17 protein-coding genes and 1 tRNA gene are annotated in these 22125 nt (G+C 27.7%); 10 read left to right on the top strand and 8 right to left on the bottom strand.

From position 1 onward, the window contains the following. Positions 1–377 precede the first annotated feature (377 nt). Together pgi and pfkC are read left to right on the top strand one after the other, a co-directional pair. Positions 378–1673: a glucose-6-phosphate isomerase gene (gene pgi / locus J3E06_RS03860; protein ID WP_013179498.1), complete on the top strand. Its 1296-nt coding sequence runs from the start codon at positions 378–380 to the stop codon at positions 1671–1673. A 51-nt stretch (positions 1674–1724) separates the two neighbouring features. Continuing rightward, entirely contained in the window at positions 1725–3242 is a 1518-nt protein-coding gene (pfkC, locus tag J3E06_RS03855) for an ADP-specific phosphofructokinase (protein WP_013179497.1), read from the top strand. Positions 3243–3287: 45 nt separating this feature from the next. Here the strand turns inward: pfkC and J3E06_RS03850 are convergent. Further along, a tRNA-Arg gene (locus tag J3E06_RS03850) sits at positions 3288–3362 on the bottom strand. Between the two features lie 394 nt (positions 3363–3756). On the opposite strand from J3E06_RS03850, the gene crcB reads away from it, so the two are divergent. Further along, entirely contained in the window at positions 3757–4137 is a 381-nt protein-coding gene (crcB, locus tag J3E06_RS03845) for a fluoride efflux transporter CrcB (protein WP_013179496.1), read from the top strand. A 143-nt stretch (positions 4138–4280) separates the two neighbouring features. Then, entirely contained in the window at positions 4281–5090 is an 810-nt protein-coding gene (locus J3E06_RS03840) for an MBL fold metallo-hydrolase (RefSeq protein ID WP_013179495.1), read from the top strand. Between the two features lie 78 nt (positions 5091–5168). Here the strand turns inward: J3E06_RS03840 and mtxX are convergent, their stop codons facing one another. From mtxX to J3E06_RS03810, 6 genes are all read right to left on the bottom strand, one after another. Beyond that, entirely contained in the window at positions 5169–6011 is an 843-nt protein-coding gene (gene mtxX / locus J3E06_RS03835; protein ID WP_013179494.1) for a methanogenesis marker protein Mmp4/MtxX, read from the bottom strand. Between the two features lie 31 nt (positions 6012–6042). Then, the gene (locus J3E06_RS03830) at positions 6043–6948 is read right to left on the bottom strand and encodes an NAD+ synthase (protein WP_013179493.1); all 906 of its coding nucleotides are present in this window, start codon (positions 6946–6948) and stop codon (positions 6043–6045) included. A 102-nt stretch (positions 6949–7050) separates the two neighbouring features. Further along, complete coding sequence (locus J3E06_RS03825) at positions 7051–8523, bottom strand: methyl-coenzyme M reductase glutamine C-methyltransferase (protein ID WP_013179492.1); 1473 nt, start codon at positions 8521–8523, stop codon at positions 7051–7053. A 180-nt stretch (positions 8524–8703) separates the two neighbouring features. Continuing rightward, complete coding sequence (rimI, locus tag J3E06_RS03820) at positions 8704–9189, bottom strand: ribosomal protein S18-alanine N-acetyltransferase (RefSeq protein ID WP_013179491.1); 486 nt, start codon at positions 9187–9189, stop codon at positions 8704–8706. 101 nt (positions 9190–9290) lie between these two features. Further along, a complete protein-coding gene (locus J3E06_RS03815; RefSeq protein WP_013179490.1) occupies positions 9291–10040 on the bottom strand; it encodes a 6-hydroxymethylpterin diphosphokinase MptE-like protein in 750 nt (249 codons plus the stop codon). Positions 10041–10249: 209 nt separating this feature from the next. Further along, positions 10250–11023 (bottom strand): anaerobic ribonucleoside-triphosphate reductase activating protein, encoded by a 774-nt coding sequence (locus J3E06_RS03810; RefSeq protein ID WP_013179489.1) that lies wholly within the window; start codon positions 11021–11023, stop codon positions 10250–10252. A gap of 312 nt (positions 11024–11335) precedes the next feature. On the opposite strand from J3E06_RS03810, the gene pyrG reads away from it, so the two are divergent. The 6 genes from pyrG to J3E06_RS03780 all read left to right on the top strand — a co-directional run bounded on the left by pyrG (position 11336) and on the right by J3E06_RS03780 (position 18229). After that, positions 11336–12949: a glutamine hydrolyzing CTP synthase gene (pyrG, locus tag J3E06_RS03805; RefSeq protein ID WP_013179488.1), complete on the top strand. Its 1614-nt coding sequence runs from the start codon at positions 11336–11338 to the stop codon at positions 12947–12949. Positions 12950–13224: 275 nt separating this feature from the next. Then, positions 13225–14157, top strand: a complete 933-nt coding sequence (guaA, locus tag J3E06_RS03800) for a glutamine-hydrolyzing GMP synthase (RefSeq protein WP_013179487.1) — start codon at positions 13225–13227, stop codon at positions 14155–14157. A gap of 189 nt (positions 14158–14346) precedes the next feature. Next, positions 14347–14664, top strand: coding sequence for a DUF190 domain-containing protein (locus J3E06_RS03795; protein WP_013179486.1), 318 nt, complete (start codon positions 14347–14349; stop codon positions 14662–14664). After that, positions 14664–16517 (top strand): fumarate reductase (CoM/CoB) subunit TfrA, encoded by a 1854-nt coding sequence (gene tfrA, locus J3E06_RS03790; RefSeq protein ID WP_013179485.1) that lies wholly within the window; start codon positions 14664–14666, stop codon positions 16515–16517. The genes J3E06_RS03795 and tfrA overlap by 1 nt, the downstream gene beginning before the upstream one ends. Before the next feature lie 82 nt (positions 16518–16599). After that, positions 16600–17775 (top strand): metallophosphoesterase family protein, encoded by a 1176-nt coding sequence (locus tag J3E06_RS03785; RefSeq protein WP_013179484.1) that lies wholly within the window; start codon positions 16600–16602, stop codon positions 17773–17775. A 1-nt stretch (position 17776) separates the two neighbouring features. Further along, a complete protein-coding gene (locus tag J3E06_RS03780; RefSeq protein WP_013179483.1) occupies positions 17777–18229 on the top strand; it encodes a PIN domain-containing protein in 453 nt (150 codons plus the stop codon). 108 nt (positions 18230–18337) lie between these two features. Here J3E06_RS03780 and J3E06_RS03775 read toward each other — a convergent pair whose 3' ends face one another. After that, positions 18338–21667 (bottom strand): AAA family ATPase, encoded by a 3330-nt coding sequence (locus tag J3E06_RS03775; protein ID WP_048187012.1) that lies wholly within the window; start codon positions 21665–21667, stop codon positions 18338–18340. Positions 21668–22125 lie beyond the last annotated feature (458 nt).

Raw genomic sequence — 22125 nt, 5'->3', positions numbered from 1 at the left:
TTAATTAATAATTGATTCGAAGGATATAAAACTAAAAATAAAATTAACCTAATATATATTTTTTAATTAAAACTTTTTATTATTAACGATATTTTATTTTTTATTTTCTTTATTTTTTCTTTTTTAATATCTCATATGATAAGTTATATCAAAAATAAATTTTGGATAAATTGCAATTTACAAGTGCTAAGATTATATATGACGAAGATATAAATTAAATTAAGAAGAATAATATAATCAAATGATAAAATAACTCGATAATTAAAAGTAGCCCTATTTGAGTTTAATTAATAGCTTACTTAATGGATTACTTAATAGCTTATTTAATAGCTTATTTAATATCTTAATTTATTTTAAATGTGCCTGCGAGGTAAATTATGAAGGGAACGTATAAATTCAATTTTGACAACGTATTAAAGGATAAAATTGGGGAAAATGGGATATCTATTGATGGAATCGATGAATTAAGAGATTTTACGAATATTGCAAAAGCAAATGTTTCAAAAAAGTATGAAAATGGGGAATTAGGATTTATTGAAGCATTAGATAAAGACTTAGATGAATACGAAAAAGTAAAAGAATTATCGAAAGAATTTGAATATGTTATAATTATAGGTATTGGCGGCTCTATTTTAGGCTCAAAAGCTGTACATCAAGGTATATACGGCTCAAGCAATACCTATCACCCTAAAGTGTTTTATTTAGACAATTCAGACCCAGAAAAGATTTACGAAACATTAAAAGCGGTTAAATTAGAAAAAACATTGATATTCGTAATTAGCAAATCTGGCAATACTGTGGAAACCCTCGCAAATTACTTTGTAATCAAAAAACATATGGATAAAAATAATATAATACCTGCAAAACCGAACTTTGTTGCAATTACGGGCGGAGGTCTTTTGCAAAAAATTGCGGAAAAAGAGGGTTATATGTGCTATAAAGTACCTGAAAACGTAGGCGGTAGGTTTTCAGTTCTTTCAGCGGTTGGACTTGCACCATTAGCTTGCTTAAACGTTGATATCCACAATCTTGTGAAAGGGGCAAGAAAAATGAATGATATTTGTCATACAGACAATATATTTAGAAACCCAGCACTTTTAAATGCTTTAATTCATTACAAGATGGACAATAGGGGTAAAAAAATATCGCTTATGATGCCATACATTGGGAGATTACACCAATTTGGTATGTGGTATAGGCAACTTTGGGCTGAAAGTTTGGGAAAAGATGGAAATGGACAAACACCAGTAATCGCTTTAGGTGCTACAGACCAACATTCACAACTACAATTGTATATGGATGGTCCAGAAGACAAAATTATGACCTTTTTAAAAGTAAATAAATTTAAACAAGATTATTCAATTGAAACGGATTATGATTCTGACCTTATAGAGCATAAATTATCAGAATTAATAATTTCTGAACAATTAGGAACTGAACAATCGATTACTGAAAAAGGAATACCAAATGTGAAAATTACGCTTAGTGAATTAAACGAGTATACATTAGGAATGTTAATGTACGGTTATGAACTTCAAACGGCATATTGTGGAGAATTATTATGTATAAATGCGTTTAATCAACCTGCTGTAGAGCACGCTAAGAAATTATCGCACGCAGTCCTTAAAGGAAGTATTGTCGAAAAATCATACAACGAAATAAAAATTGAATAATAAAGTAATAACATCATAATAACCAGCTAATTTAAAAAATGAGGGGATAGCTTGCCATTTAAAAATTTGAATGATGTGAAAAAACATTGTGAAAATTTGGAAAATATATCTATATTTTTAGGATATAATGCAAATGTGGACGCTTTAAAGTATATATCTAATGAAAAAGAGTTTTATGAACTTTTTGAACTTTTAAATGGAGATTGTAAGAAAAATTTGAATAAAAATTTAAATGAAAATTTAAATGAAAATTTAAAAATTGATATAAATAAAGTAATTGAAAATATGGAAATTTACCCTCGAGAAATAAAAACAGTTGAGGAATTTTTAGCAAGGCTGATTTTAGCAATGAAATCTGGCAAACCTGTTGAAATACCATTAATTAGTGCAGATTTATCCCCAAAATTCAAAAAATGGTTAGAAAATTTAAAATTTAATGAGGAAAGGATTGGCGGGCAAGTTGGAATTATAGCCAATTTACTTTCAATATTGAATTTAGACAAAATAGTGGCATATACGCCATTATTATCTCAAAAACAGAGCGAAATGTTCGAAAATAAGGGTAGTCATACAAATATATATTACCCTGTTTCAACTAATGAGGGCGATATCGTATTAAAAAACATCAATAAAGCCCATAAAAATGACGAAACTAAAATAAATAGGATTTTTGAATATAAAGAATTCAGTTTCGAATTTGATAATAAAAAAATTGAAGTACCTCGTGCAAATCGTTTAATACTCGCTTCACGTCCTGAAAATTTACGAATAAATATACCCGATGAAACAAAAACGGGATTAAGTGAATTGGGAAAAAATATCGATTGTGCAATCGTTTCAGGATATCAAAGCATTAAAGAACAATATTCCGATGGCAAAACTGACGAATATTACTTTAAAAGAGCTGTTGAAGACATTAACTTATTAAAAAGTAAAAATCCTAACTTAAAAGTACATTTAGAATTTGCTTCTGTCCAAAATCCAAAATTACGTAAACAAATTGTCGAATATTTATACTCCGTTGTAGATTGTGCAGGCTTAGACGAGACCGAAATAGCAAATATACTAAATTCAGTCGGTTATTCGGAATTAAGCGAGAAAATATTAAAAAATAGTAAAATAGAAGATGTAATAGAAGGTTCTAAAATAGTTCTCGAAAATTATAATTTAGAAATGATACAGATACATACGATTTATTACATTATGTTTATTTGTAAAAAAATTGAAGATAAAGCGAAAAACGATATAAAAATCGCTCAATTAAAAAAATCTTTGGAATTTGCCACGATTTTAGCATCTACGAAAGCTAAAAATGGTTTAATTACGAGTATCGAAGATTTAAAAATGGGTTTGGAAACGCCCTACAATCAATATGGTGATTTATTGAGAAATTTAGTTTATAAAATAAATGAATCAACGTCAGAAATTACATATAACGATTATAATATAGTTCTCGTCCCTTCAAGACTCGTAAATAACCCCAAAAGTACAGTAGGTCTTGGAGACACTATTTCTTCGGGTGCTTTCGTTAGTTATGTCGCAGATTTGAAAAATAATAACATATTATAAAATAAATATTTTTAAAATAAACATTATAATATTAATTTAAATGGACGAGCCCGGAGGGATTTGAACCCCCGACCACAGGGTCCGAAGCCCTGTATTCTATCCAAGCTAAACCACGGGCCCATAGAATCAGTGAAAACATACTTTACGGCTGTATTTTCACATATAATTCAACCAGTAGTATTATTAAATTTAAAACAATCTAAATCGGTTATTTGTACTTTATTGTATATAAATATAACTATTTATGTAGTTTTAATAAAATCTATTTTTTTAAAATAATTACGATTATTTAGTTAATTATGAGTATATAGTTAATTTTATGGGTTTTTAATCATTTTTTTAAGTATTTTATTTTATTTTTATTTTATTTTTATTTTAATTATTGTATATTTGAAAAATATTTATATAATATAAAATAGGTTAGTATGGTTATTAAACTAAAAAATATCTTAAATATCTTAATTACGAACGAAAAATAAATTAAAATATGAATTTTTAGATAGGGTGTGAAAATTTGCGAGAATTATTGCTTATAGGAATAGGTGGTTTCTTAGGTGCGGTCTTGAGGTATGTGATAAGCGGGATAATCCCGGTAAAATTTGGAATACCCTCTGGAACTTTGACAGTTAATTTAATAGGTAGCTTAATAATGGGTTTTGTGCTTTATTCTACATTATTAGTCGATATACCTGTAGAATGGAAAATTTTAATAACTACAGGATTCTGCGGAGCTTTAACCACGTTTTCAACTTTTAGTTATGAAACATTTTCATTGATGGATGAAGGTTATTTAATCAAAGCTTTTTACAATGTTTTTTTAAACGTTGCAGGCTGTTTATTGATGATATATATCGGTAGACAATTGTCATATTCTATATTCAATATATCAATATAATCCACGGGATAATTAAAAAACAAAAACAAAATAAATAACTAAATAAATAAAGAATTACAATATTATTAAATTATTAAATTATTAAATTATTAAAATAATATACATTAAGACTTATAAATTTATAAGTATCGTAAGGTGTTAATTTGTCAAAACCTGTTGAAATAATATTTTTAGGTGGCGGTGGCGGTAGATGGGAAACCATTAAGCAAAATAAAGGTACTGGAGGTTTTAGAATAACCACTGAGCAATTAAATGCTCACGTTGACCCGGGACCTGGTGCTTTGGTTCGAATGAATCAGTTAAACATTGACCCTTGGGATACAAATTTATTGGTGGTTTCCCATTGCCATCCTGACCATTATACGGATTCAGAGTTGATTATTGAAGCTATGACCTTTGGTATGACTAAAATAGCTGGTCGAATTATCGGAAATAGCTCGGTATTACTTGGAAATGAGATATTTGAAAAAAAGATATCTACATACCATCAAAGTAAAGTTTTAGAAAAACACGTCCTCAAAGTTGGGGAATCCATTAATATAGATGATGTAAGCTTTAAAGGAACTAAAACTAAGCACGGCGACCCTTACGGAGTTGGATTTAAAATTGAAACCCCTAAAGGAATTATTGGATATACTGGAGATACTGAAAATATTCCTTCACTTATTAAGGACTTTTCCGGCGTTAAATTATTAATTGCAAATGTTGTACGAGCTGATATCAAAGTCCCTGGACATATGTATTCGGAAGATATTATTTCTATAATAAATAGTATGAAACCGTCTGAAAAGCCCGAATTAATAGTCATATATCATATGGGCACTAAAATGAAAGAGCCGGACAAATTTGGGCAATTGATTACTGAAAGAACGGGTATTTTAACAATCCCTGCTAAAATAGGTCTAAAATTAACTATTGATGAAAAAATAGAATATGAATATTTAAAACATTAAATTATTAACTTTTTTTATTTACTATTTTAATTTACTATTTTAATTTACTATTTTAATTTACTATTTTATTATTATTAATTATTTATTTTTTTGATTATAAAGATATTTTACAGCATTATAATACCGCATATAATTTCCACTTCTACTTGTATCTATAAAATTTATGGGTTTTTTTGATGTTAAAAGCGCACCACAACCCTCTAATCCACAAACTAACGCTAAAGAACGGAATATTAAATTTCCAGAAATGCCGTCGGGGGCAATAATTACATCAAAACCCTCTTTTAAATAATCCTCTATTAAAATACCATTATGTACAACATCTACATTATCATAAAAGGTATTATTTTGCTTAGATTTTTCAAATAACTTTACAATGTCATTACATTCGTATATTGTGTTATCTATGGAAGGATTTCTACCTAAATCGGACAATCTGCCACCGGATAGTAAACCTATTTTTATATTAGTTGTATTATTTTTATTAGTTGTATTATTTTGAGTTTTTAAATAGCTTACAATATAGTCTATGAACTCTAATTTATCATCAATTCTTTTATTATACTCGAAACTAAATTCATCGATACCTACAGGTGCCAATATAAAATTTTTATCGGTAAAAGGATTTTTTAGAATTGAAGCTCGGTAAAATCTGCTTTTTAATTTATTTGCAATAATACTTTTTATTTCAGGCATTATTTTGGACGATGATAAATTACCCCGCACAAAGCCATCAATATTATCCGTATGACTTTTATTGTATATGTTATCATCATCTATTAGACTATCTTCAAACAATTTTAAAAACTTTTTAGGTGATTCAACTAATTTTACATTTATATTTTCAGAATTTAACTTATTATATGCCTTTAAAATTTCATTGGCACTTTCCATATTCTTATCATATCCCAAAATATACATAAAATCACCCAACGTTTAATGTAAATTTATATTAATCGATTAATTCTAAATATTTATTAGGTATTGGAAGAGGTAATGATTTGTGTTTATTATTATCTATTCTAGTCATTACGTTAATCATTTGCTCGGTGGAAATATTTAAAAGCTCCGCAGTATATTCTGGGTCCTTACCCATTTCCATTGCACCTAATAATTTATCTAATGTTTCATAAGTAATTCCCATCTCTTTTTCGTCGGTTTGACCTTCCCATAAGCCACCTGACGGTGCTTTTGTAATTATATCCTCTGGAACGCCGATATATCTTGCAAGCTCACGAACTTCAGTTTTAAATAAATGACCGATAGGTAATACATCGCAACCCAAATCGCCGAATTTAGTGCCGTATCCCATATATATCTCTGATTTATTGCCAGTACCGAGTACTAAATTATTATTTTTATTTGCGTGATAATATAACGTGCACATTCTAAATCTTGACTTTAAATTACCATCTGCTAATTTATCAAACTCTTTTAAATTACCATTTTCGTCTTTGGAATATCCTCCTGCTCCGAATGCTTCCATTAATGGCGTAATATCACTTATATGATAATTAATTCCCAGTAAGTGAGCTACTAATTCGCCGTGTTCTTTGTCCATTGGGTTAGATTTAGATTCTGGCATAATAATTCCATAAACTTTATCAGCACCTAAAGCTTTTACTGCCAAATGAGCCACTAAAGAGCTATCTATACCGCCACTAAGTCCTAAAACTACGCCTTTTACCCCCGTAGTTTCATAATATTCCCTTATAAAATCAACTATTAAATTTACTTTTTTATCCAACACGTTTAATTCAATATTTTTATTAATATTGCCCGTATAGTCGTTAGTTTTGCTTTTTATATCTGGATTAGTTTCATTTTTTGATTTTAAATCAGATTTTGTGCATTTCATAATTTCACGTTTTGATTTTTTATATTATTTTTATATTATTTTATATTATTTTTATATTAATTTTATATTAGTTTTATTTTCTATTTGCATAAATCCATAAATTTAATTGTTAAAATCTTTATAAATTAAATCTTTGTATTCATATACCAAATTTGTAATGTTTCTAATATCATTACCCTGTGTTTTAGCTTCATCCAAATATATCTTTTTGATTTGAGGGTTCGGGATTCTTGGAACTGAACGCCACATTTCTGCGTGCAATAGCAAATCAAAACATCTTGCCTCACTTTCAGTTAAATTTAACTTTCCATACATTCCTTTATGAGATTTAAACGTAGGATTATCTTCTTTTTTTGTTTCCAGTACTTTATTGCACAATCTGGTTTTAGGGATAGGTTCTGCACTGCTTACAAATACGTCATCTAGTTCTGCGTCGACTAAAAAGTCTTTAGTCATTAAGTAATCAACTTCTCGCTCTGTAGGGTATCCTACAATGAAACTACCCCCTACTTTTACACCACAGTCTTTTGCAAGCTTTATTGCATTTAAATTCTTTTCTGGGTTCGTACCTTTCTTCATATCACTTAACAATTTATTACTGCCACTTTCTATACCATAAAATACCCAACCTACAGTATTATTTCTTACAGCTGTTAATATGTCTGAATCAACATAATCCACCCTCATATCAGGTACCGATAAGTTTTTTGACCCCACCATACTTGAAACTTTTTCTATCATTTCTATGAACAAATTTCTGTTAGATGATTTTTTAAAGTTGTATAAACTTCCAGTACCACCACTAATTGCTATCCTTTTTACGCCGTGCTTTTTAAGGTTTTTAACTTCTTTTAAGATTAATTCAAGTGGTTTACTTCTAATATCTCGTCCAAAAAACTCAGGGACTTGGCAAAATGTACAATTACCCAAACAACCCCGATGTGTTTCAATATATACGTTTGCTCCACGTATACTTTGTTTTTCAATATCTTTAGGGATTAACAAGTCCGAAAAGTCCAATTCTATTGAATTATTCATTTTTGGTTCTTGAATAGATATTTTATTGAGATTTTCTCCTTGAATATTTTCTTTTATATTTTCTTTTGATAAATACGCTATACCGCCAAATTCTTTAAAATCTTCGAGATTTATATTTTTTGAATTTTTTGAATTTTTTGTATCCTCAGTATTTTGGAAGTATTTAATTAAATTAGGGGTTGTATATTCACCTTCACCCACAATTACAGCATCAACATTTGTCATTTCATTTAATATAATTTCATAATATGCAGAAATAGCACCGGCTACAAAAACTTTTGTATCGGGAGATTTTAGCTTAATTTCATTTATCGTGTCCTTTATCTCTTGGTTTAATATATGAAGAGTAGAATAAAGGCTAAATATTATAAAATTTGAATTTGATAAGATTTTTTTATTTTGGGGATTTAGATTATTTATTAAATTAACCTTACCATTTTTAAATTCGTTTTTCAAGATTCCGCCGATTAGCATCGCACCGTAAGTGTAATAATTTGGGGAATAAATTGTTATTTCGGTTTTTTTACTACTTGGCATGATATCACTTAATAAATTAGATAATACATTATGATAATTATAATAATTTTACATATTTAAATTATAACTTATAAAATTATCTTTTGGATTTGATAATTTACTTAAAAAACGTAAGGTATAATTTAAAAAATTTAAAAGATTAAAGAATAAAATAGTAAAAAAATAAATTATTATCCGGTATTACCACATATTTATGTAAATAGGGTAATCTTTAAGTAATCCTTTTCTTTTTTTAATCATTAAAATTGCATCGCTTCCATCATCATAATATTTATATAAAATTTTCCTATCACTGTAGCCTCGTTTATAGTAAAACATTCTGGCAACGGTGTTTGTAAACCTTACCTCTAAAACTACGTGTTTCACTGCGTAAACTGTGAAAAAGTGATTTTCAATAGCGTCTAAAAGCAAATTACCTATTCCTTGATGTCTATAGTCTTTATCCACTGCAATAGAAACTACGTGAGCATTGCCCCATTCTAAAACTGTGATTATATAGCCTAAAACATAACCGCTTTCGTCTACAGCAACTAAAAAACCGTCTGGACATTTTGAATGTAAACTCTTTATTAAAAATTCAGGATATTCATAATCAAACGATTGTTTTTCAATTTCCAAAACCCTATTTAAATCCGATTCTTTAAAAGTTCTTAAGTTAATTGTCATAATTTCATTCCACGAGTTTCGATTAATTTAATTAATTGAGTAATCCAATTACTTATAATTTTTAAATATGTTATTTTTACACATATAATGTTATTATAAATTTATTTTATAAATTCAATTGTACAATTTCCATTTTTAATTAACCAATTAGTTAATTCCTCAGCATATTTTAATTTTTTAATTTTTATTTCATCGGCTTGCTCAATTTTATTCTTTAAATTAGGTCTTGAATAATTTGTAATTTTGTCTCCGAAATCCATACCGCAAAGTACTATTTTTGAAGGTTTAAATTCATTTGCTAAAAAAATACAACGGTCTCCATCAGTAAAACCGCCGTAATTTAATATATTTTCAAAATTTGAAACATCTGGAACTTGAGAACTGCCTATTATATTTGAAAGTTGATTTACATACATAATAACGTTTTCTTCATTGTCCCCGTGTGCGTGAACTATAATTATGGCTCCATTGTTAGATGATTGTATGATTTCGTCCATATGACCATCTAAATCCGTAATTATTACGTCAGGGTAAATATTTTCCTCCAAAAGTGCTTTTGTAGTACCATCTGCAGATATAATCACGTAATTATTATTTTTATTTATATTATTCGGGTTATTTTTTTGCAATTTTTTGAATTTTTCTATGTGTTTGTTAATTGAAGGCCCTGCACCAAACACGTAAACTTCTTTATTTTCGATTAAATTTTTCAAATCATTTAAATTGGATTTTTTAGGGTGTTCTTTTAATAAATTATTTAATAATTCCGTTGTTTTTAAATCATTATGTTTATTGAAGCCTAAATCATCCATAATTTTATGATACCAAGAATTCCAGGTGTTTTTATCCAAATTATCCCTTTTTAAATTTAATTAAATAATAAATATAAAAATATATAGATATAAAAATATAAAAATATATTCAATATAATAATTTTAATAATCGTTTAATCCATATATTATTAATTTCAATGATATTATGGATTTAATAATATTAAAACAATATGATATAATATATAAAAAAGATTTTGGATTGTTAGATTATTAAATTTAATAATAAATTATTCTAAATCCACAATTTCGCCAGCTAAACCACGTACAACCACATTATTATGATATTTCTTAGCTAATTTTCCCACATTTAAAAGTTCATCATCTGTTGCAGGCTTCATTTCTTTATATTCCTCAGAACAAGCGTGTTCATTGTCGTATTGTTGTATTGCATATAAATCGGCATCTTTTACAATTTTTGCTATTTCTTCGATATCGGTATTTGATATTTCTTGAGGTATGTAGGTTGTCCTACATTCTATAAATACGCCTGCGTCTTTACAGTATTTTATGATTTTCAAAATATTTTGCTTCATTTTTTCTTTAAATTTGTCATTTATTGGTTTAAATTCTTCTTCGGACTTATTTTCAATATTTTCATTTTTGTAGTTTGTAAATTTCAAATAATTATCAAAACCACATTTTACATCCATTGCAACATAATCCAGTAAATTTTCATTGAGTAATTCTTTTACAGCTTCAGGATTTGTTCCGTTTGTATCTAATTTTGTTTTTAAATTGTTTTCTCTTGCAATTATTAAAAGTTCTTTTACACCATCTAATTGTAAAGTAGGCTCTCCACCACTTATTACAATTGCTTCAGAAAACATTCTGTCCATTCCATTGAAAATTTGCTCTGCGGTTAATTCTTGCATCCGCTCTTGCATATGGTCATAATTTTGGCAATAACCACATTTCATATTACAGTCTGAGAAAAATACGACAGAAGAAGGTACTTTTGGATAATCTAAACTTGATAAGTCTACGATTGCAGAAATTCTCATAATATCACATCTTTATATGATTAGTTAATAATATATTCGTGAATTATTTAGTAGTTTAACACATATGTGATAATAATTATTATATTTTATAAATATATTTATTTAAATATGTTTATAGGTACATCATTTTATAATTGCATATGTATTATAAGTTATGTTTTTATAACATTTATACAATAAGTCTATACTTAAATTATAATTTTCATATATTTTATAGTACAATAAAGTATTATAAAAGATAAATTACAAAGTTTAATAGTAAATTAATTTAAAATTATACTGTTATGATAAAAATAATTATTTGGTGAAAAAATGAAATATATCTTTGTAACTGGCGGTGTAGTTTCTTCACTTGGGAAAGGAATTACCTCTTCATCGATTGGTAGATTGCTAAAAGCAAGAGGCTTCAAAGTGAATATGATAAAAATAGACCCTTATTTACAAATCGATGCAGGTACTATGTCACCTTACGAGCACGGGGAAGTTTATGTAACTGAAGATGGGGGAGAAACAGACCTCGATTTAGGAAATTACGAGAGATTTGTTGACCTTGACCTATTAGCGGATAATAACATAACCACAGGTAAAGTTTACTGGAGCGTACTATCAAAAGAAAGAAGAGGGGACTATCTTGGGAAAACCGTTCAGGTAATACCCCATATTACTAATGAAATTAAAGAAAGGATTAAAACATTAGGTAGTGACCAAGATATTACAATTATTGAAATTGGCGGTACTGTTGGAGATATCGAAAGTTTACCATTTTTAGAAGCAATCAGACAGTTTAAAAAAGATATTGGAAAAGAAAATGTTTTATACATCCACGTTTCATTATTACCATTTATCAGAGCTGCAGGAGAATTAAAAACAAAACCAACACAGCACAGCGTTAAGGAATTACGAGGAATTGGTTTACAGCCTGATATTTTAGTTTGTAGGACTGAAATACCTATGGGCGAAAAAATGAGGGAAAAATTAGCTTTATTCTGCGACGTTGAAAAAGAGGCAGTTGTGGAAGCAAGAGACGCTAAAACAATATATGAAGTACCCCTTAATCTTGAAAAGGAAGGAATTGGTAAATTAATTACTGAAAAATTGAATTTGAAAAACGTTAAACCGGATTTAAACGAATGGAGAGCCATTGTTGATAGAATTGTAAATCCGATGAATGAAATCACAATCGGTATTGTAGGAAAATACATTCAATTGAAAGATGCGTATATGAGCATTACTGAAGCTTTGATACACGCAGGTGCTAAAAACGATGCTAAAGTAAATATTGAATGGATAAACTCCGAAGAATTGGAAAAAGAACCTTCAAAATCATTAGCAGTAATGGTTGAAGATGGAAAATTAGACGGTATATTAATACCTGGTGGCTTTGGAGATAGGGGCGTAGATGGTAAAGTTAACGCCGTTAAATTTGCAAGAGAAAACAATATACCATTTTTAGGTATTTGTTTGGGCATGCAGTGTGCAGTTATCGAATATGCGAGAAATGTTTGCGGTTTAGAATGTGCAAATTCAACGGAATTTGATGAAAAAACACCTTACCCAGTTATAGATTACTTGCCAGAACAGCGTGAAATTACAGAAATGGGCGGTACTATGAGATTGGGCGCTTATGAAGCTCATTTAACTGATGGTACACTTGCAAAAGAACTTTACGGTACAGATACAGCTTGGGAAAGACATAGACATAGATATGAAGTAAACCCTGAATTCCACGAAGTACTTACTAACGAAGGCCTTATAATTTCAGGGACTTCACCAGATGGAAAATTAGCTGAATTTATAGAGCTTAAAGACCATCCGTATTTTATAGCTACACAAGCACATCCTGAGTTTAAATCAAGATTCAGTGCTTCACACCCCTTATTCTATGGATTGGTTAAAGCTGCTATGAATAGAAGTTATAGAAAATAAATTTTTCTCTTTTAAATTTTTAATTTTAAATCTTATTAAATCTAATTGTATATATGACTTTAAATACAATTTAATTTTAATTTTAGATTATTTAATCCCATCATCTAAAAGTATATATAATAATTAAAAACTATTAGTAAAATTATATTAAAAGTATATTAAAAGTATATTAAAATTATATTAAATAAATATTACGAGTATTGATAAAAAGGTACATAATAATTATATTATCCATACGTCAATTAATTCAATTTTTTATATTGGAGGATTAAAATATGTTTAATTCAAAAATGTTTATAGAAGAAACTATCGAAGAAATAAAAACAGCCATCAACGGGAGAAAAACAATTATTGCATTAAGTGGTGGCGTTGATAGCTCTGTAGCTTCTGTTTTAGTTAGCAAAGCGGTTGGAGAGAACTTATTAGCTGTATTTGTAGATACAGGTTTAATGAGAAAAAACGAAACTGAAGAAATTAAAAAAATTTTCCAGGAAGAAATGGGTGTAAATTTAAAAGTTGTTTATGCAAAAGACATGTTTTTAAAAGAATTAGCTGGAATTACCGACCCTGAAGAAAAAAGAAAAATAATTGGAAGATTATTTATTGAAATATTTGAAGATGTTGCAAAAGAAAACGGCGAAGAAGTCTTAATTCAAGGAACAATTGCTCCAGACTGGATTGAAAGTGAAGGGGAAATTAAAACACACCATAACATTGCTTTACCTTCAGGAATGGTATTAGATGTTGTAGAACCTATCAGAGAATTGTATAAGGACGAAGTTAGGCAAGTTGCTGTTGAATTAGGTTTGCCAGACAACGTTGCTTTCAGACAACCTTTTCCAGGTCCAGGTTTAGCTGTTAGAATACTCGGAGAGATTACCGAGGAAAAATTAGAAATTTGCAAGGAAGCAAATGCTATTGTAAGCGAAGAAATTGAAAAAGAAGGTCTTGACAAAGAATTATGGCAATACTTTGCTGCTGTGCTCGATACAAAAGCTACAGGGGTTAAAGGAGATATTAGGGACTACAACTGGGTTGTAGCACTTAGATTTGTTGAATCATTGGATGCTATGACTGCAACAGCTCCAGAATTACCCTTTAAGATTATTAAAAGAATTAGTAAAAGAATTACCTCTGAAATTCCAAATGTCACACGTGTTGTACTTGATATTACAGATAAACCACCTGCAACCATTGAATTTGAATAATTACATTATAAAATATTCATAAAACATTTGATTTTATTATTTTTATATTATTTTTATATTATTTTTTATTTTTATTTTTATTTTATACTATTTTTTTCGACTAATCCATATATTTTAATAGAAATTGATAGATATTAGATGATAGATATAATTAATAATTTTAATTAGTTCGGTTTATGAGATGATATTATGAAATTTATAGATTGCAAAATTTTAAGGATTTATTTAAAAGAAAGTGATAAATTTGAAGGTCAAAACATGACTCAAACAATTATAAAATTGTTAAAAAGTCGTGGTATATCGGGTGCTACAGTATTTAAAGCACAATGTGGATATGGGAGACGTGGAGTATCTCGATTTGACATATTAAGATTATCTATGAATTTACCTGTAATTATAGAGTGTATCGATTATGAAACAAATTTTAAAAAGGTTTTACCAGAATTAACAAAGGTTGTTGGAGAAAATGGGTTAATTACTATGGAAAATATTCAGGTGGTTAAGTAATGAGAGACGAAAAAATAAGTACTAAAGATAATTACGTAAAAACGGATATTTTAATAATCGGTGGAGGAGGGGCTGCGGCACGTGCTTGTGTTGAAGCTTCTTCTAACGCAAAAACAACTGAAAAGGACTTAAATATCACAATAGCATCAAAAGGTTTATTTGGTAAAAGTGGCTGTACAGTTATGGCGGAAGGGGGGTATAACGCTGTTTTAAATTCCCGAGACAGTTGTGAAAAGCACTATTACGACACTATGAAGGGCGGTGCTTTTATAAATAATTCTGAGCTTGTAAAAATTTTAGTGGAAAATTCTCCAAAAGAATTAAAGAATTTAGAAAAGTTTGGTTGCTTATTTGACCGAAAAAATGAGAAAAACGAAGAATACGAAGAATACGAAGAATACGAAGAAGATTCTGAGAATAACAATAATCAATATAATTCCAATAACCCTTATGATAGATTTAAAACAGCTCAGAGGGCTTTTGGTGGTCAGAGCTTCAATAGAACTTGCTATGCAGGCGATAGAACTGGGCACGAAATAATGACTGGTTTAATGGAATATATTGGAAAATTGGAAAATGTATCCATTATGGAAGAAGTAATGGCTTTAAAATTAATTATTAAGGAAAATAATAAAGATGATAAGAATAATAACGAAAATAAAGAAATAAAAAATAATAATAATAATAATAAAATTTGCATTGGTGCAATATTCTTAAATTTGATAACTGGAGAAATTTTCCCGATTTATGCAAAATCTGTCATTCTTTCCACAGGCGGTGCTGGTCAAATATACCCGATTACGTCAAATCCTGTTCAAAAAGTCGGGGACGGCTTTGCTATGGCATATGATGCAGGTTTAGATTTAATGGATATGGAAATGGTTCAATTTCACCCGACTGGGGTTGTAGGGAAAGGTACTCTTGTAACGGAAGCAGTTAGGGGAGAAGGCGGTATATTATACAATAAAAATCACGAGCGATTTATGGAAAAATACGATGCTAAAAAAATGGAACTCTCCACTCGTGATGTTGTAGCTAAAGCTATTTACAATGAAATCTTAAATTTGGATAATGGAGTTAATGGAGGGGTTTATTTAGATGTAAGCCATCTTGATAACGATGTTATAGAAAAGAAACTCGAAACGATGTTCAAACAATTTATGAATTTAGGCGTTGATATTAGGAAAGAACCTATGCTCGTTGCACCCACTGCACACCATTTTATGGGCGGTATTGTAATAAATAACAATTGTAAAACTTCCATTAACGGTTTATTTGCGTGTGGCGAAATTGCAGGAGGTATACACGGTGCAAATAGATTAGGCGGTAATGCACTCGCAGATACTCAAGTTTTTGGTGCTATAGCAGGTGAAAATGCGGTTAAATATGCACTGAACAATGAAACTGAACGTGAAGACGAGAATAAATTAAACAAAATAATAGAATTAGAGTTAAAAAAGGTAAATAACGAAATTAAATTAAAAAAAGAGTGCGAAAATAATTACGAAGACGAAAAATTAAATTATTCTAAATTAATAAATGAATTAAAGAATATTATGTGGACCTATGTTTCAATTGTAAGAAATGAAAAAGGATTATATAAAGCACTCGCTGAATTAGACATATTAGTTGAAAAATCTAAAAATTTAAACGTTAAGGGACTTTATGACGTTCAAAAATATTTCGAATTTAAAAATATGGCTTTAGTATCCGAATTAGTTATAAAATCAGCGTTATATCGTAAGGAAAGTAGGGGTGCACACTATAGGGAAGACTATCCTGAAACTTATGATAAATGTATTGGAAACATAATTATTAATCATAATGAGCTTAAATTTATAAAAAAAGACTAAAATTAAGATTAAAATGAAAATAGTATAAAATAAAGAAAAATAAAAAAATAGATAATAACAAAATAGATATAAAGGGGATAATTTGAGATTTGTACATATTGCAGATACGCACTTGAGTAATAGGCAGTACGGACTTGATGAACGGGAAAAAGACATTTATAATTCATTTAATCAGTGTATTGATAAAATAATAGAATTAGAGCCTGATTTTGTTGTACATAGTGGTGATTTATTTGATAGGTCAAATCCATCAATTAATGCGATGTTAACCGCCATTAAGGGCTTTGAAAAGTTAAAAGAGCATAAGATACCCATATATGCGATACAAGGCAATCACGATATGCCCCGAGATATTTCAAAAGGTAAACCTTTTGTAGTTTTAAAAAGAGTGCTTGGAAACGAGTTTTTTAAAACTTTTGGGAAAGAAAACTGCCATAACATTGGAGACATCTCAGTTTGTGGTTTTGATTATTACCCAGTTAATAAAAAACCCGTTATTGATGAAAAACTTGAAGAAATAGAGCAAAAAATAAACTTGAATCAGAATGACGGTGTTAAAAAATCCATTTTATTGATGCACCAAGGTTTTAATGGATTTTTACCGCTTGATGAATTATGCGAGGTTGGTATTGGCGATATTCCAGAAGTAGATTACATTGCTTGCGGTCATATCCATAAAAGAAGTCTTGTATCATACGATGAAGATTCTAACCATAAATTTAAAACAAAAAGTCCACTGTTGGCATATTCTGGCTCTACTGATTCATTGTCTGAAAAAGAATACTACGATTATGAAAAAAATGGAAAAGGATTTTATTACGTTGATTTTGACAACTGCGACCTCGATAAAAATAACATTGAAAAAATAAATATTAAATGCAGAAAATTTGAGAAAATAGATGTAGACAATCAAATTGATTATAATACGCTCGTTAATAATTTAAAAAGCTACGATTCAAAACCTATTGCAATTGGAAAAGTCTGTGAAGAGCTTTACGAACCTTTAAAAGCCAAATTAAATGAACATACATTATTCTATAGATTAGTTAGAAAATCCGTTGAAGAAATAGATATTACAAATGTAAATGAAACCAGTATTAAACAGGTTTTTGAGGATTACGTATACTCAAAAGGCTTAGATGTTAATTTTGTTGAGAATGTACATAATAAAATCAATTCGGAAGAAGAAAACTACCTGGAATACGTGGAAGATTACTATAATGAATATGTTAAAAATAATATCAAAAATAAGGGATAAAATGGATAAAATAGATAAAATAGATAATAACGTAGATAACCGTGTTAAAACTGAATTAAGCAAGTATTCTATAATATTGGATACAAATTTTTTAATATATTCGTTTAAGCAAGGTATAAACATAACTTATGAATTGGAAAGAGTAATACCTGTAAATAGTGAAGTAATAATACTACAGTGTGTTATTGACGAATTAAATAAACTTAAGAAGGAATTAAAGGGAAAAGAGAAGTTAGCCATTAATTTAGCTTTAAAATTGATTACTCGCTATAAAATTGTAGATTATTCTGAAGGGAAATACGCCGATGAAATGATAGTTAATTACGTTAAAAATCATAAAAATTGTATTGTGGGGACTAATGACAAATTCTTAAAAAAAACAATTATTGAATTAGGCGTGCCAATTATATTAATTAAACAACAAAAATATTACGAATTACAAGGTTATTTATAAATTTATTGTCAATGTATTGCCAATGTATTGCCAATTTATTATCAAATAACTTGTAATTAAAATTATATATTATATTTATACTTTTATTTTTATTCTTTTTTTATTATTTTAATTTGTTTCAGCAATTTTTATTTTGGAATCATCCCCATTTTTGGAAATTTGTATTACTTCGTTTGCAATTTCCTCCATTTCGTGATGGTGGGTAATTATAACGATTTGGTTTATTTTCTTTATGCTTGAAAAAATGGTCAACAAATTCCTTCTCCTATCTTCGTCTAAATAAGCAGTAGGCTCATCTAATATAATACATTCCATATTATCACATATTGCATTTGCGATACCTAATCTAAGAGCTAAAGCAACAGCAACCTGCTCCCCACCACTCATATTACTTACAGGTATCCCATCAACGATTAAATCACAATCTGAGGTTATTTGTATGTGGGAGTATTGCATACCAAATTCAGAAAATATCTCATTTGCATATTTTTGAATTAAAGGTATGTACATTTCCCTAATATGTTTTTGAACGCCATCTCTTGAAAATACTTCTCTAACCTTAACTAAATAGTTTTTAAAGTACGTTAAATTATTTAATTCATCTTTTTTAATAATATTATCTTCTAAAATTTGATTTAAGCCAATATTATCCTTATTTAAACTTGAAATATTATAATCTATTTTTTGCAACTCCAAATTAATATCATAAATTTGTTGTTTTAGGATTTCATTTTGTATTCGAATATTCTCGTGCTCTTCTTTAGAATAATTTAAAGTCTGAATATCATTTTTTATAGCTTCATTTTTAAGTTCAATATTCATTATGGAATTTTTAAAGAAATCCAACAAATTATTAAGTAATTTCTCGAAATTAACTATCTTTTCAGTTATTTTAACGTTTTTATCCATTAAATATTTGAGGTATTCGATGTATTCGGAGTTTAGATTTTCAAAAGTATTGTAATATTTAGAACTTTTAGAGCAGTAATTTGAGATATAAGTATTAATAATTGCTTCTGAGCTTTTATATTGTTCATAATCTTCAGTGTAGATTTTTATCTCAGATTCTAATCGGTATTTATCATTTAAATTATTTTCATACTGTTCATACTTGTTTTTTAAATCTTTTTCAAGTATTTCATTCAATATATCATTAATACTACACAATATTTTGTTTAAACCACTTAAATACTTCATAGTATCTTTTAATAGATCTAAATTTGATTTTAAAGAAGATTTAAATGCTTTAATAGTTTGCGTAATTTCAATAGTTTTCAAATGAGTTAAGTTATAATTTAATTTATAATTTAATTTATTTCCAAACTCCTCATTGTTTTTTAAATCCAAATCATTGTAATTTTTAATTATTTCTGAAAAATTAAGTAAAATTTCATTCTTTTTATTTTCTAAGGTTTTTTTATCCATTTTAGAATTTTTAAGATAATCTACAGCATACAAATATTTTGTATATTTATCCTTAAGAAGTTGTTGTTTATCTTTTAAATCTTGATTTAATAAATCTAAATCTTCCAATTTACCATTTAATTTATTTTCTGCTTGTAAATTTGACAAAATTTCTTTTTTAGCAGTAATTTCATCTTTTAAACTAATTTCTGATTCTATTTTAGAACTTAAACGTGCTAATTCAGTCTTTAATTGATTTGATAAATTTTGATTATCCGCTAATATTTTCAAATCACTTGAAACATTATCTATAGAGCTATTACAGTCCAATAAACGCCCTTTGTAGTTTTTTATCAAAGTATTATTATTCATTATGATTTCATTCTTTTTTTCGTCAGATAATTCTGCCCTACAAGTAGGACATACTTTTTTATCACTTATGTTATTTAATTCATCATTTGATAAATCTAATTCGCCTATTTTAGACTCCAAATTTATTTTTGTTGATTTTAAATTGTTTAGTTTTTCAGTACTTGCTTTTATGTCATTTTCTATTTTTACAGTATCTAAACTTATTAATTGCTCATTGATTTCATTAAATTTTACGGTTTGCTTAGTATTTTCACATAATTTATTTTCTAAAATTTTAAGTTCATTTAGTGTATTTTTAATATTAGCTTCCAATAAGGTTGATTTGTTTATTTTTTCCGTTAAATCAATTATTTGATTATTTATTTGTTCATAAGTATTATAATATTGCTCATTTTCTTGCTTATTTCGTTCTTGAAGTTCCATATTTTCCAGTTGATTAACTATTTGCTCAAAATTGGTTATCAAAAGTTCTAACGAACTATCAAAATCCTTGAGAGATTTAGTATTTTTTGCGATACTATTCATTTCAGCAATATTATTTGATATTAAACGTTCATTATTTGTTATATTTGTTATATTTGTTATATTTGTTATATCTAATAAATTGCATTCTTCTTCTTTTTTGTTTCCATTGCGGATGTTAAATTGTTCATTTCTTATAGATTCGTTATATTCAGAAATTAAATACGATAATTTTGAATTTAACTCTTTATAATGATTATAAATCTGTTTATTGGTTTCATTGTTTATTTTTTCATTTAAATTGTTTATTTTTTCCATTAAAGTAATATAATTTTCATAGTTTTCTTCTTTAGAATTTAAATTATCTTTATTATTTAATATTGTCTTTAAATCAGCCGTTATATTAGAAATTGTATCATTAAATACGGAAATTTCTTGATTATTTTTGGATAAATTTAAGTTATATTCCTCATTTTTTTCATTATTTGCTTTTAAAAGGTTTAATTTATTTAAAATCTCTTTTTCATCATTTTTTAGATTTTTTAGATTTTGAGATTTTTCATAACTTAAATTGTTATAATTTTCTATTTCTTGATTATTTTTTAAAATACTTTCGTTTATTTGCGTTTCATCTACCAAATTTTTATTTAATAAGTTTATTTTTTCATCATAACGTGTTATAACGTCTTTCATTCTATCGTGTGCTTTTACGTATTTTTCCACACCCAATATTTTATCAATAACGTCTTTTCTGTCTTTAGGTGGTAAATTAATCAAATTAATGATGTCACCCTGTTTAATATAGATTGCATTAGAAAATACGTTATTATCCATCTCCAAAATTTCTTGAACTTTCGTATTAACCATACTATTATTATCTGCGAGTATTGTATCGTTTAAAAGCAATATATTTTCAGGTTTTGTCGACTTTCTATTTCTTTGCCTTATGATTTTGTAGGTTTTTCCCCTAACCTCAAACGTAAAAACAATTTTAAAACTATCTGCTTCGTTTTTTATCATATTGCTTAATTCATATTCCTTTCTTTTACTTGGAGCAAACAATGCGTAATTAATTGCCTGAAAAATAGATGATTTCCCACTACCATTTTTCCCCACGATTGTTGTAATGCCCTCTTTAAACTCAATCTTGCTATTTCGATGGCTTCTAAAGTTTTGAAGTTCTAAAGTCTTTAATATCATATTTTGCCCCATTTTAATATTTAATAGATTAATGCAAATTAGCATAATTAGTGCAATAATTTGTTAATAAATATATTTTCATTTGTACTTATTTTCATAATACTTATAAATTTATCGCTTTCAAAACATTTTTAAAAAACAATATCATCAATCATTGTGTTATACTTTATATACAAAAAACAATAAAAACATATTTAGTATAGATTATGAAAAAATAATTTATACATTATTTCAATTATTATGATTATTATTGATTAATATATTATCTCATCACCGTATTATAAAGTTTATGAAATAAACAGGAAACAAAACATTCAAAAATTTTAACGAATAAAATCAATTAAATTTTAAAAAAACCCTTAAAAACTAATAATATGATTAAAAAATTAAAATACTTGGAAAATTGTGATATAAAATACAAATATAGCCTAAAAAACGGGTACAGAATAGCTAAAAGT

Source organism: Methanococcus voltae (genome assembly GCF_024807655.1).
GTDB classification, from domain to species: Archaea; AGJL01; Methanococci; order Methanococcales; family Methanococcaceae; genus Methanococcus; species Methanococcus voltae_D.
The sequence above is the reverse complement of the archived record's forward strand: the minus strand, read 5'-3'. Positions and strand labels throughout refer to the sequence as shown.

What these genes read in the sequence shown, in the direction of transcription:
- J3E06_RS03810 (WP_013179489.1), bottom strand. Translation starts at nt 11,023, where the DNA reads ATGAGAATTTCTGCAATCGTAGACTTATCAAGTTTAGATTATCCAAAA.
- pgi (WP_013179498.1), top strand. Translation starts at nt 378, where the DNA reads ATGAAGGGAACGTATAAATTCAATTTTGACAACGTATTAAAGGATAAA.
- rimI (WP_013179491.1), bottom strand. Translation starts at nt 9,189, where the DNA reads ATGACAATTAACTTAAGAACTTTTAAAGAATCGGATTTAAATAGGGTT.
- J3E06_RS03795 (WP_013179486.1), top strand. Translation starts at nt 14,347, where the DNA reads ATGAAATTTATAGATTGCAAAATTTTAAGGATTTATTTAAAAGAAAGT.
- J3E06_RS03830 (WP_013179493.1), bottom strand. Translation starts at nt 6,948, where the DNA reads ATGAAATGCACAAAATCTGATTTAAAATCAAAAAATGAAACTAATCCA.
- J3E06_RS03825 (WP_013179492.1), bottom strand. Translation starts at nt 8,523, where the DNA reads ATGCCAAGTAGTAAAAAAACCGAAATAACAATTTATTCCCCAAATTAT.
- mtxX (WP_013179494.1), bottom strand. Translation starts at nt 6,011, where the DNA reads ATGTATATTTTGGGATATGATAAGAATATGGAAAGTGCCAATGAAATT.
- tfrA (WP_013179485.1), top strand. Translation starts at nt 14,664, where the DNA reads ATGAGAGACGAAAAAATAAGTACTAAAGATAATTACGTAAAAACGGAT.
- J3E06_RS03775 (WP_048187012.1), bottom strand. Translation starts at nt 21,667, where the DNA reads ATGATATTAAAGACTTTAGAACTTCAAAACTTTAGAAGCCATCGAAAT.
- pyrG (WP_013179488.1), top strand. Translation starts at nt 11,336, where the DNA reads ATGAAATATATCTTTGTAACTGGCGGTGTAGTTTCTTCACTTGGGAAA.
- guaA (WP_013179487.1), top strand. Translation starts at nt 13,225, where the DNA reads ATGTTTAATTCAAAAATGTTTATAGAAGAAACTATCGAAGAAATAAAA.
- J3E06_RS03780 (WP_013179483.1), top strand. Translation starts at nt 17,777, where the DNA reads ATGGATAAAATAGATAAAATAGATAATAACGTAGATAACCGTGTTAAA.